General features: G+C 66.7%; 12 protein-coding genes. 3 read left to right on the top strand and 9 right to left on the bottom strand.

Annotated elements, in window-relative coordinates; translation table 11 throughout:
• On the bottom strand, nt 1-517 hold a 517-nt coding region (locus AC1D1W_RS18170), incomplete at its 3' end, for a cytochrome P450 family protein (RefSeq protein ID WP_476944421.1).
• A gap of 54 nt (nt 518-571) precedes the next feature.
• Nucleotides 572-2,209 (bottom strand): FAD-dependent oxidoreductase, encoded by a 1,638-nt coding sequence (locus AC1D1W_RS18165; RefSeq protein WP_476944420.1) that lies wholly within the window; start codon nt 2,207-2,209, stop codon nt 572-574.
• Between the two features lie 292 nt (nt 2,210-2,501).
• On the opposite strand from AC1D1W_RS18165, the gene AC1D1W_RS18160 reads away from it, so the two are divergent.
• Nucleotides 2,502-3,290, top strand: coding sequence for a GNAT family N-acetyltransferase (locus tag AC1D1W_RS18160; RefSeq protein ID WP_476944419.1), 789 nt, complete (start codon nt 2,502-2,504; stop codon nt 3,288-3,290).
• A 28-nt stretch (nt 3,291-3,318) separates the two neighbouring features.
• Here AC1D1W_RS18160 and AC1D1W_RS18155 read toward each other — a convergent pair whose 3' ends face one another.
• Nucleotides 3,319-4,761 (bottom strand): AAA family ATPase, encoded by a 1,443-nt coding sequence (locus AC1D1W_RS18155; RefSeq protein ID WP_476944418.1) that lies wholly within the window; start codon nt 4,759-4,761, stop codon nt 3,319-3,321.
• Between the two features lie 56 nt (nt 4,762-4,817).
• On the bottom strand, nt 4,818-5,576 hold the full coding sequence (locus AC1D1W_RS18150) for a VOC family protein (RefSeq protein WP_476944417.1): 759 nt from the start codon (nt 5,574-5,576) through the stop codon (nt 4,818-4,820).
• Between the two features lie 254 nt (nt 5,577-5,830).
• Here AC1D1W_RS18150 and AC1D1W_RS18145 point away from each other — a divergent pair, with 254 nt between their 5' ends.
• Nucleotides 5,831-5,968, top strand: a complete 138-nt coding sequence (locus AC1D1W_RS18145) for a hypothetical protein (protein WP_243177336.1) — start codon at nt 5,831-5,833, stop codon at nt 5,966-5,968.
• Nucleotides 5,969-6,495: 527 nt separating this feature from the next.
• Here the strand turns inward: AC1D1W_RS18145 and AC1D1W_RS18140 are convergent.
• From AC1D1W_RS18140 to AC1D1W_RS18125, 4 genes are all read right to left on the bottom strand, one after another.
• A complete protein-coding gene (locus AC1D1W_RS18140; protein WP_243177337.1) occupies nt 6,496-6,996 on the bottom strand; it encodes a DinB family protein in 501 nt (166 codons plus the stop codon).
• A gap of 67 nt (nt 6,997-7,063) precedes the next feature.
• Nucleotides 7,064-7,726, bottom strand: coding sequence for an MBL fold metallo-hydrolase (locus tag AC1D1W_RS18135; RefSeq protein WP_243177338.1), 663 nt, complete (start codon nt 7,724-7,726; stop codon nt 7,064-7,066).
• Complete coding sequence (locus AC1D1W_RS18130; RefSeq protein ID WP_476944416.1) at nt 7,723-8,808, bottom strand: S-(hydroxymethyl)mycothiol dehydrogenase; 1,086 nt, start codon at nt 8,806-8,808, stop codon at nt 7,723-7,725. The genes AC1D1W_RS18135 and AC1D1W_RS18130 overlap by 4 nt, the downstream gene beginning before the upstream one ends.
• 132 nt (nt 8,809-8,940) lie before the next feature.
• Entirely contained in the window at nt 8,941-9,198 is a 258-nt protein-coding gene (locus AC1D1W_RS18125) for a mycoredoxin (RefSeq protein WP_011692168.1), read from the bottom strand.
• A 284-nt stretch (nt 9,199-9,482) separates the two neighbouring features.
• Here AC1D1W_RS18125 and AC1D1W_RS18120 point away from each other — a divergent pair, with 284 nt between their 5' ends.
• Nucleotides 9,483-10,229, top strand: coding sequence for an SOS response-associated peptidase (locus tag AC1D1W_RS18120; RefSeq protein WP_279293845.1), 747 nt, complete (start codon nt 9,483-9,485; stop codon nt 10,227-10,229).
• A gap of 67 nt (nt 10,230-10,296) precedes the next feature.
• Here the strand turns inward: AC1D1W_RS18120 and AC1D1W_RS18115 are convergent, their stop codons facing one another.
• Complete coding sequence (locus AC1D1W_RS18115; RefSeq protein ID WP_459384960.1) at nt 10,297-10,719, bottom strand: VOC family protein; 423 nt, start codon at nt 10,717-10,719, stop codon at nt 10,297-10,299.
• Nucleotides 10,720-10,798 lie beyond the last annotated feature (79 nt).

Below are 10,798 nucleotides of genomic sequence, written 5' to 3'. Positions count from 1 at the left end.
GGTCCACCCAGACCCGGAAGCGCTGTTCATCTCCGGGGGGCACACCGAGAAGTTCGCAGATCACCGTGACGGGCAGGGGATACGCCAGATCATCGACGACGTCGATCCGGCTGCGGTCCGCCATGTTGTCGACCAGATCGGTGACAATTTCCGCCATCCGCGCCTCCATCCCGGCCACCCTGCCAGGCGTCGTGGGCGGCCCGAAGTGCCGCATGGTGATCCGCCGGAACTTGTCGTGATCCGGGGGATCCATGCTGAGGAAAGTCGGCGTCATGCCGGCGCCGTCCCCGTCCTCACCAATCGTGGCGCCCGCCGCGGCGGCAGCCGGGTTGCGGGTTATGTCGGAGCTGACCCGTGGATCGTGCAACAGGGCGGCGATCTCCGCGTAGGTGCTCACTAGATAGCTTCCGTCCGGAAGGCGTCTCACGGGGGTTTTGCGGAGTTCGTCGTAGAACGGGTAGGGGTTAGCCCGGTTGGTGTAGTCGAGGATCTGCTCCCAGGTGCTGGACTCGGCCATGGCGAAGGCTCCTTGGGTCGTGGGCCGGTCGCTGCCGGTCTCCGGTGCGGCGCATTACGGGAGGCGGCGGTCAGTCAATCTGGCGCGCCGCTCATTGGGATAGTGGCCGGTCACGACGACGGTCGCATCCTGGGTGGGGCTGGCGGCAGGCTGGAACCCGGCCGGCACGGGCTGCGCATCGTCCGGCTCGTCAATATGGTGGAAAGTCGGCGGGAAGGACGCCGCTTGGTCAATCAGCGGTTCATAGAAGTCAAGCCATTTGTTCTGGTTGAACGCCACTGCAGCCACGATGCGGCCCTTGTAGCCGTAAACGGCCAGGAACCGCCGGGATCCGACCGATCCTTGCACGATGGCGACCTCATCGGCGACCGAGGGCACGCCCACGCTCTTAATTTCGGTGCCGAACTGGACGGACCAGAATTTGGGCACAGCCAGGTGCGGCCACCGTGCCGTTTCGCCGCTGACCATGTTGTGCGCTGCAACCTCGGCCTGGGAGACCGCGTTGCCCCAGTGCTCGACGGCGAGGAACTGGTAGCCGAACATCGGCTGCGGGGCGCGGGAAACGTCGCCGGCGACGAAGACGTCATCGGTGACCAGCCCGTTGACGTCGAAAGCCCGGCAGCCGGCGTCGCACGCGACACCCCACACGCCGCTCGCCAATCCGGAGCCTGCGAGCCAGTCACCGTTACGAACGGTCCCGAGCGCGGTGACCGCGATGTCCACGTCAAGTGTTGTGCCATCGGAGAGGCGGGCGCGGCGCAGCTGTCCGCCGGCATCGCCTTCCAGTGAAACGACCCTGACGCCGCAGCGCAGATCCACGCCGTTCTCGATCTGCAGATCTCCGGCAATTGCACCGATCACGCTGCCGAGCGCCGCGCCAAGCGGTGCCGGGCCTGCCTCCGCCACGGTGACCGGCAGGCCAAGTTCGCGGCACACCGAAGCGACCTCGCAGCCGATGAACCCGGCGCCAATGACCAGGACCCGGCGAGGGCGAGGGCATGCGGCCAGGAGCTGCCGAAGCGTTGCCGCGTCCTCCCGGGTCCGCAATGTCAGCACGCCTGCCAGCGCCGCCTCCGCCGCGTTTGGCCAGGACCGGGCCCGCACGCCAGTGGCGATCAACAACTTGTCGAATCCGATCCGGCCACCGTCGGCGAGGTGCACCTGCCTGGCGGCGAGATCCAGACCCGTGGCCGCGACGCCCAGGCGCCAGTCGGCGTCGATTCCCCGGCGGCGCGGCAGCGACGTGTCAGCGGACCGCACCGACCCGGCCAGGACCTGTTTCGAGAGCGGCGGCCGGTCATACGGCTCGTGCGCTTCCTCACCAATGAGAGTCAGCGAGCCCGTGAACCCTTCCTCGCGCAGCCGCTCCGCCGCGCGCAGCCCGGTCAGTGACGTGCCCACGATGACAATCCTGCCGGATCGAAGGAACGTGCCCCCGTTGCCTCCGGCGGCAGCGGCCRTTCCCGGGGCTTCTTCGGGAGGCCGCGGCCTCTGCGGCTCTTCAAGCTGGTCGAGGCGGATGGCCTGGACCGGGCAGGCCGCGGCGGCCCGCCGGATCCTCGTGCGCTGCGCCTCGTCAGGGGCCGGATCGTAGGTAAGTGCCTCGTCCCCCTGGATCGTGAAGACCTCCGGGGCGAGGAAGGCGCATTGTGCGTAACCCTGACACTTAGTGAGATCGACGACGAGCCTCATGCCGAACTTCTCCCTGTTTGCTCAAGCCAATCGAGTCTAAGCCTCGCGGGCTGGCCGCGGAAGAGGCCTGGGGCCGGGTACGGCGAGGCTGCGGACGCCCTCCAGAGCGGAGCGTGGGGGGTCTTGCGGCGGAGGCGGACCTTCGCCATGCGGCCGCGCTCGGGGCGGCGGCAGGAGTGCAGGTGACACTTAGCCATCGCTCCGGCCGAGTTGCCCCTCGGTGAGGGAACGTGAGCGCCGGGTGTCCTGTATCCGGCGTCCGGTGTCCGGTGTGGCTGTAGGGTGGACGCCGATGACTCTTTCTGAAGAACTTCTTGTGGCGTACGACCAGCAACTCCGGACAGCTGCCGAGACGCCCGGTGCCAGCGGCGTTGAACGGCTGGGTCCGCTGCGGCTGGTGACCTTCGCAGGCGGCAGGGGCTTCGTGACCTATCAGAACCTCGATGGGGCCAACGCCCGGACGATCGCGCAGTGGGTGGCCGAAGCGCTCGCGTTTTACCGCAGCGATCCCGCGATCGTGCGGGTCGAGTGGAAAACCCGCGGCCACGATCATGCACCCGGACTCCACGGGGCACTGCTCGACAACGGATTTGAGCCCGATGAGACCGAGTCGATCATGATCGGACCGGCAAACGCGTTGAATGCGGACGTGCAGCTCCCGCCCGGCGTCAGCCTGCGGCCGGTGAGCGCAGAACGGGACATCCGCGCCATGAGCGCGATGCAGGACGAGGTTTTCGGCGTTGACGTCTCCGACGGCAACGCCGACGCAATCCTGCAACGCATGGCGCGCGATGACGGCATGGAACTGTGGGTGGCCGAACACGAAGGACTGATCGTGAGCGCGGGCCGCCTCGAGCCGGTGCCGGGTACGGAATTCGCGGGCATCTGGGGCGGGGCGACGCGTCCAGAATGGCGTGGCCAGGGTATCTACCGGGCCCTCACCRCCGCCCGGGCCCGGGCCGCGCTGGCGCTCGGGAAGAAACTCATCCACAGTGACTCGACTGAATATTCCCGACCGATCCTGGAACGCTATGGATTGCTGCGAGTCTCAACGACCACCCCGTACCGGTGGCGGCGCTGAGGGCCCAATTGCACTGGCGCGGTGCGTCCTAGCCCCCGGGATGGAAGGCCGCCGGCGGTCCGGGGAACGGTCCGCCCATGCCCTCAGAGCCGTCTCCGGCGCCGCTGCCGAGGAGGCTTCGGGTGAGCGCGGCGCTGTCGGCCATCAGGTCATCCACAGCCTTCTGAAGATGATGGTCCGCCACCGGCGCGCCGTCCAATGCGCCGGCAACGACCGCGCGGCGGACGAGTTCGCGTGCGAACGAGGCGGTGGTTCCTTCGGTGCGGGCGGCGGCGTCTTCAATCGAGCCCGGGCTGAGGGGAATACTGCGGGCATACAGTGTGATCAGCGCAACCCGCTCCGCCCGGGCAGGCATAGGAATTTCCACGGCCAGGTCCACACGGCCGGGACGCTGGGCCAAGGCGCGTTCCAACATGTCCACGCGGTTGGTGGTGAGGACGAACGCCACGTCCGCGTCGCTGGCCAAACCGTCCATGGCGTCCAGCACCTCGAATAGCAGCGGCTGTGGTCCGTGCCCGAAGCTGCGGTCCTCGGCGATGAGGTCGCAGTCCTCAAGGACGACGATGGAGGGCTGCAGCGCCCTGGCCATGGTGGCGGCTTCTGAGATCCTGGCGAGCGATCCTCCCGAAAGAAGGATTGCTGTGACACCTTCGCTCCGGCTCAACAAATACCGTACCGTGTGGGTCTTGCCCGTCCCCGGCCTGCCGTAGAGCAGGACGCCGCGTTTGAGGTGCTGGCCGTACCTGATCAGAGACTCACGGTGCTCGGCGATACCTAAGGCGTGGTCCGACACTCTCTCCAGCAGGCCATCCGGCAGGATGACATCCGACGCGGCAAGGACGGGCCGTGCATGGAACGTCACCCCGGCCGCGCTGGGACCATACTCGCCCATCACCAGGGAAATGACCTGTCCCTTGAGCACGCTGCGGTGCTGCATCCGATTGCGGAACTCCGAGAGGAAGCGTGCGGCCTTATCTGTAGCGCCGGCCAAAACCTCAAGGGAAGCTGACTGCCGGCCGTACCGGGGGTTGGCGTCCCGCTGCAGCACGGCGATCGGACTGCCTCCATGGCTGAATAGCCAGAGCCCCAGTGCCACGGCCTGCCGTTGTTCGTCCGGCCCGACAGCCAAGTTGGCGTAGTCCGGCTGGGACAGGGGGAACTGCGGATATAGCTGGGACTGCTGCAGCATGTCGCTCAGCGAGTGATGGTGGCGTTGGTCGCCGCCGCCGATGCCCACGAGCCGGAACTCAGGATCCTCTGCGGCGAGCTCTTCCATGAGGATGTCTGCGTCCACGAATCGGTGCGGCGGAATCTCCTCAACCACTACTGACACTGATTCGGCCCGGACCGCCAAATGCTCGGTGAGCGCAGTCAGCAGCTGGGTACCCGGTTGCCCCCGACGCTGCCCGGACTGCGCAAGCTCCACGAGCCGCGCGAAATCGTCGATGAACTTCCCCAAAATTTCATCCATGGGCTTACCCTACCAGCGCCGCAAATCGGTGTGGCGCTCATGCTCTCCAGCAAGCGTCAGCCGGTAGTTGCGCTGACCGCGATGGTGCCGCCCTGGGGGTCCCTGATCACGGCGCTGCGAAATCCCGGCGAGTCCATGGGCGCCATCAAGATGCTGCCACCCAGTGTTAGGGCCTGCCGGGCAATGGCGTCCGCGTCGCGGACGGCGAAATTGACGCTCCAATGCGGCGGGACCGCGACGCCGTCCGTGGCTGCCACCACTGCCACTACCCGGCCGGAGCGGAGCCACCGCGAGAAGGGGGCGTCCGGGACGGGTTCGAGTTCCCAGTCGAACATTGCACCGTAGAACGCCTGGGCCCGCCCGAGATCTGTGGTGTGCAGCGAGCTCATGGCCCAGGAATTCGGCTCATTGGCCAGCTGGGCGCCGTCGTTCCCTCCTGCTTGCCGCAGGCAGAACGGGATGCCGGTGGCATCGGCGAGCACAGCAATACTGTTATCCGGGCCGGCACCAAACGGCCCCAGGCGCTTGCCCCCCGCCCGCTCGGCACGAGCCAAGGCTTCCCCGACGTTTACGACACGCACGTGGGTGATCCACCCCGGCGGCGATTGCGGCGGCGCCTGTCCGATTCCGGCAACCAGCCGACCGCGGAGGCGCGCAACGTAATAGTCGCCGTCGAAACCGGACGGCATCGGCGTCGGGTCGTCGAAAGTCCACCCGAAGAGCGGACCGTAGAAGTCCTTGGCCGTCTGGGGGTCGGGCTGCCAGGTGTCGACCCAGCACGGAGCACCGACTGAGGAGGTATCCCGCGCTGTCATTGAAACCCTTTCTCCGGGGCCCATTATTCCGCGAACATTGTTTCCCAGGACCGCGGAGTGGATCAAGACCCATCTGCGATTCCGGCGAGGCAAACTGCCGAACCTCCATGACCGAGCGGAAAACACCGTCGCTCGGGAAACCTGGCACCTGTGCGGTAGGCTCGCCAACATATTTCTGGCCAATTGGGGAACCATGAATAGAGGAATGAAAACTCGCCAGGCTGAACGATCCGAATGACTTCTGCTACCGAACGATGGGACCGTGGAACAGCACCCGGTCCTCGGACGAGGAAGTCCGGAGCATGATGTCCGTTGAGCGAATGGTGAGGGCCGGCAAGACCGTTCAGGAGATCCAGCGCTACTACCCGGAATACGCCCCGTCCACGAAATGACGGCCAGCGCACCGGCCGGTTGACCTCATCCGCATCCCACATCTTTCCGGACGGTGGTCCTTACAAACACCGGGGCCTGGAGACGGTGAGCCGGACCACKGGATATCGGCCGGAATAACAGCATATCAATTGTTACTCGCTTTTCCTTTTGCAAGGCAAATGCAATTGCTATTCTGAATTTGGTCAGGCAGAGGCTGCAATCTTCGTTGCGGGAGTTCCTATCTCATGGCCACCAGAGTCGTTGTCCCCGGCAGTGCCGTAGTCCAGTTCACGGCGTTGGCCTTTAGATCGGGCACGACTTCCGGCTGGCCTGCTTCCTTGCGCGCCCCCGCTGTGGTGTCTGAGCTGATCGGGGCGCGATTACGCGGCCGGCACGCGGGACCAGAGCCTGAACCCGGGCTTCCCTAGACCAGCGCGGATGCGGCCCTGTGAAAACCAATCGGGGGTGGCCGCATCCGCGCTCACCAGCACCCATTGTTCAATGCCGCTCTTTTGGTTCAGAACATTGACCCGGGAGGCCGGTGCCGTCAGGTGCGCGCAGCGAGGATCTGCTCGCGCAGAATGTCCGCGTGGCCGCAGTGCTGGGCGAGTTCCCTGAGCATGTGCAGGTAGACCCACCGCAGCGGCAGCGGGCCGCGCCGGTTGCCTCTGACAAGGTCGTCAAGGCCGAGCGAAGCGGCCCGACGCCGTGAGTCCCCGCAGGCCTGGAGGTAGGCGGCCTGGAGGTCCGCGATGGTGTCGTCATCCGCCAGGATGAACGATTCGTCGGGGGTGGCCGGAATGCCGATCTCCGCCCGGGGCCGGCACGTGATGGCCTCGTCAAACCAGACCTTCTCCACGAAGGCGGCGTGCTTCACCAGCCCGAGGAGGGTGGTCCGCGACGGCACCAGCGAGGCCCGGGCCTCTTCTTCGGTGAGCCCGTCCAGGCAGGCGTGCAGGTCCGCGCGATGCTCATCGAGGAATGCATCGAACTGGGTACGCAGGTCCGCGGCCAGTGTTGCCGGATCCATGCTGGTGCGAGAGCTCATGGCCCCACATCCTATGGCTGAAAGGCCCGGTCCGGAAGCGGTGGGCCGGGCCTTTCCGCGGACGCGGTCAGTGGCCGCGGGCGATCCATTCCTCAAGGTGCGGTGCTTCGGCGCCGATCGTTGTGGGATCCCCGTGGCCGGTCCGGACCGTCGTGTCGGCCGGGAGCGGCAGGAGCCGGGTCCGGATGGACTCGATGATGGTCGGGAAGTCGCTGAAGGAACGGCCCGTCGCCCCGGGGCCACCCTGGAACAGCGTGTCCCCGCTGAACACTGTTTTTTCGCTGAGCACGGTGCCTTCGCTTTCGAGAAGGAAGCAAACGGACCCGGGCGAGTGGCCGGGGGTGTGCAGTGCCACGAGCCTTGCCCCTGCGACGTCGAATGTGTCGCCGTCGGCAATGGCGTGGTCCGGCTCGGTGCCGGGGAACACCCGCTCCCACAGCATCCAGTCGGCCCGGTGCAGGTACACGGGCGCGTTCACGAGCATCCGGAGGGCTCCGACTGCGCCGATGTGGTCATCGTGGCCGTGCGTGAGCAGGATTGCCGTGACCTTCCTGCCCGAGACGGCCGCGGCCACGGCAGCGGGATCGTGGGCCGGATCGATGATGACGCATTCGGCGTCGTCCCCGAGGATCCAGACGTTGTTCTCAACATCCCAGGTGCCCCCATCGAGGGAAAACGTCCCGGAGGTCACCAGCCGGTCGATCCGGATGCTTACAGGGCCGGCGTTCACAGTTCCACCACCGAGCGCAGCACAGCGCCGGCGTGCATCTTCGTGAAGGCTTCCTCGATCTGGTCGATCGTGATCCGCTCCGTCACGAAGGCGTCCAGGTCCAGCTTGCCCTGCCGGTAGAGGCTGATGAGCGTGGGGAAGTCACGCGAAGGCAGGCAGTCGCCGTACCAGGAGGACTTCAGCGAGCCGCCGCGGCCGAACACATCCAGCAGCGGCAGTTCCAGGGTCATCTCCGGGCTCGGCACACCCACCAGGACCACCGTGCCGGCGAGGTCCCGGGCGTAGAAGGCCTGCTTGTATGTTTCCGGGCGGCCGACGGCGTCGATCACCACATCGGCGCCGAAACCGCCGGTCAGTTCGCGGATCGCTTCGACGGGGTCGACGGCGGAGGAGTCCACCGTGTGGGTGGCGCCGAGCTCCGTGGCGCGCTGGAGCTTTTTGGCGTCGATGTCGACGGCGATCACGGTGGTGGCGCCGGCGAGCGCTGCGCCGGCGACGGCCGCCGTGCCGACTCCGCCGCAGCCGATCACGGCGACCGAATCGCCGCGTTGGACGTTTCCGGTGTTGATCGCCGCGCCGATGCCTGCCATGACGCCGCAGCCGAGCAGGCCGACGGCGGCGGGATCGGCGTCGTCGTCCACCTTGGTGCACTGGCCTGCCGCTACGAGGGTCTTTGCGGCGAAGGCGCCGATGCCCAGCGCGGCCGTCAGCTCGGTGCCGTCCTCAAGCGTCATTTTCTGGGTGGCGTTGTGGGTATTGAAGCAGTACTGCGGCTGGCCCCGGCGGCAGGCGCGGCACTCGCCGCAGACGGCCCGCCAGTTCAGCACCACGCGGTCCCCGGGGGCGACCTCGGTGACATCCGGTCCCACGGCACTGACAACGCCGGTGGCCTCGTGGCCGAGCAGGAAGGGGAAGTCGTCGTTGATGGCACCCTGCTTGTAGTGCAGATCGGTGTGGCAGACACCGCAGGTGAGGATGTCCACGAGGGCCTCGCCGGGGCCCGGGTCCGGCACCAGGATCGTCTCCAGGGTGACGTCGGCATTTTTGGAACGGACTACTGCGGCTTTGACTTTATGGACCATGAAACAAGCTCCTCTGTTCTGGAACGCGGATTGCTGGCACGACTTACTGGTTACTGGCACAACGGGCGGCGGCGCGGCCCTTGGGAGGCCGCGCCGTCGTGGTTTGGTGGTGTCCTTGGATGCAGGAAGGGCCTAGGCGGCGAGGCGGCTCTTGACCTCAGCTGCGGAGGGGTTGGTGGCGGCGGTGCCGTCCGGGAACAGCACGGTGGGGACGGTGCGGTTGCCTCCGTTGAGCTGCTCGACGAGATCGGCCGTGCCTTCGACTTCCTCGATGTTGATCTCGGTGTACCCGATGCCCTGTGCGTCCAGCTGCTTCTTCAGCCGGTTGCAGTAGCCGCACCACGTGGTCGAAAACATGGTGATGGTGCCGGATTCCGGGGTGAAGTCCACGAAGTTCTCCTCAAGTAAGTGGTGGGGCCGGCGKATCGGGCCGGCCCCACTGAAGTCGTACGTCACTGTCATCAACCGTACCCCGCAGCCCGCTATTCCCGCAGAGAAGGCTGCCCCCTACTCCGTCGGACGCGAATTCGCGGTAAAGATGCGAAGTCGCCGGAAAGTTCCGGCGAGTTCGCACGTTGCCGGCGACCTCGGCGGGCTCAAAATGGTCTTCCCGCAGGGTGCGCGACGGCGGCTGGGCGGATGACATGGGATGGGTGCGGTGGCATGCTGGTGCCATGTGTGGACGCTACGTGATGGCCCGGGCCGTCGGAGACCTGCTGGCCGAATTCGATGCCGGGCTGGAGGATGAGATCGCGATTCCGCCGTCGTGGAACGTGGCCCCGACGGCGGATGTGCCGATCCTGCTCGAACGGCTGGTGGAGGGAGAACCGGTCCGCCAACTGCACATTGCGCGGTGGGGCCTGGTGCCGTCCTGGGCCAAGGACCCGGGCATCGGGTCGAAGATGATCAATGCCCGCAGCGAGACCGTGCTGGAGAAGCCCGCCTTCCGGAAAGCGACCCGCGCCCGTCGCTGCGCCGTCCCGGCTGACGGCTACTACGAGTGGAAGGGTGAGGGCCGCACCAAGCAGCCCTACTACGTCCATCCCAAGGACGGACGCCCCATTGTCTTCGCGGGACTCTATGAATGGTGGCGGGACCCGTCCAAGGAAGAGGGCGACCCGGAGCGCTGGATGCTCTCGACCTCGATCATGACCACCGACTCGCCGCCGGAGGGCTACGCCGGGGGAATGCTGGCCGAGCTGACCGCGCTGCATGACAGGGTTCCGCTGCCCATGAACCGCGAGACCATGCAGACGTGGCTGGACCCGCAGGCCGATGACGCGGCCGGGCTCGTGGATCTGGTCCGGGCCGGGGCGCACGACGTCGCGGAAGGCTGGACGATCGACGCCGTCGGAACCGCCGTCGGGAACGTCAGGAATGACTCACCGGAACTCATCCAGCCGGTGGGGAGCCTGTTCTAGCGGGTACGCCGCCCTGTCAAGGTGCCCGGCGGCTGCCGAGGCACGGGGCGGTACTGGTCACCTGAGGTCAGAGCGTTACTTTGCCGTCGCCGTCGACCGACCAGTCGGGGTTGAAGGCGACCTCCCAGCGGTAGCCGTCGGGATCGGCGAAGTAGCCGGTGTAGCCGCCCCAGGGCTGGGTCTTCGGTGCCGCAACGATGCGGGCTCCCGCGGTCCCGGCTTCGGCCATCACCCGGTCGACGTCCGCCGTGCCGGCCAGGTTGTGGCTGAGCGTGATGCAGGCAATGCCGGCAGGGGGATCGGTGGCCGCCTCGGACTGCATTTGACCCGCGTCCCAGAGCGAGAGGATGAGGCCGTGGTTGACCTGGATGAAGAGCACTTCCCCGGGGACTTCCCGGTGGACCGGCCATCCGAGGCCATCGACGTAGAAGCGGCGTGAGGCGTCAACACTGCGGACACCTAGCGATATGAAGTCGACTCGTGGCTGCATCTTTCGATACTGTCATGCACATGCCCACAAATCACGCAGACGACAAGGCCGCCCAGGCCGACCGCGAACAGCTCGCCGC

The sequence above is a fragment of the Arthrobacter sp. P1_B4 genome, assembly GCF_056406555.1.
The sequence above is the reverse complement of the archived record's forward strand: the minus strand, read 5'-3'. Positions and strand labels throughout refer to the sequence as shown.

What these genes read in the sequence shown, in the direction of transcription:
- AC1D1W_RS18120 (WP_279293845.1), top strand. Translation starts at nt 9,483, where the DNA reads ATGTGTGGACGCTACGTGATGGCCCGGGCCGTCGGAGACCTGCTGGCC.
- AC1D1W_RS18150 (WP_476944417.1), bottom strand. Translation starts at nt 5,576, where the DNA reads ATGACAGCGCGGGATACCTCCTCAGTCGGTGCTCCGTGCTGGGTCGAC.
- AC1D1W_RS18140 (WP_243177337.1), bottom strand. Translation starts at nt 6,996, where the DNA reads ATGAGCTCTCGCACCAGCATGGATCCGGCAACACTGGCCGCGGACCTG.
- AC1D1W_RS18155 (WP_476944418.1), bottom strand. Translation starts at nt 4,761, where the DNA reads ATGGATGAAATTTTGGGGAAGTTCATCGACGATTTCGCGCGGCTCGTG.
- AC1D1W_RS18145 (WP_243177336.1), top strand. Translation starts at nt 5,831, where the DNA reads ATGGGACCGTGGAACAGCACCCGGTCCTCGGACGAGGAAGTCCGGAGC.
- AC1D1W_RS18130 (WP_476944416.1), bottom strand. Translation starts at nt 8,808, where the DNA reads ATGGTCCATAAAGTCAAAGCCGCAGTAGTCCGTTCCAAAAATGCCGAC.
- AC1D1W_RS18115 (WP_459384960.1), bottom strand. Translation starts at nt 10,719, where the DNA reads ATGCAGCCACGAGTCGACTTCATATCGCTAGGTGTCCGCAGTGTTGAC.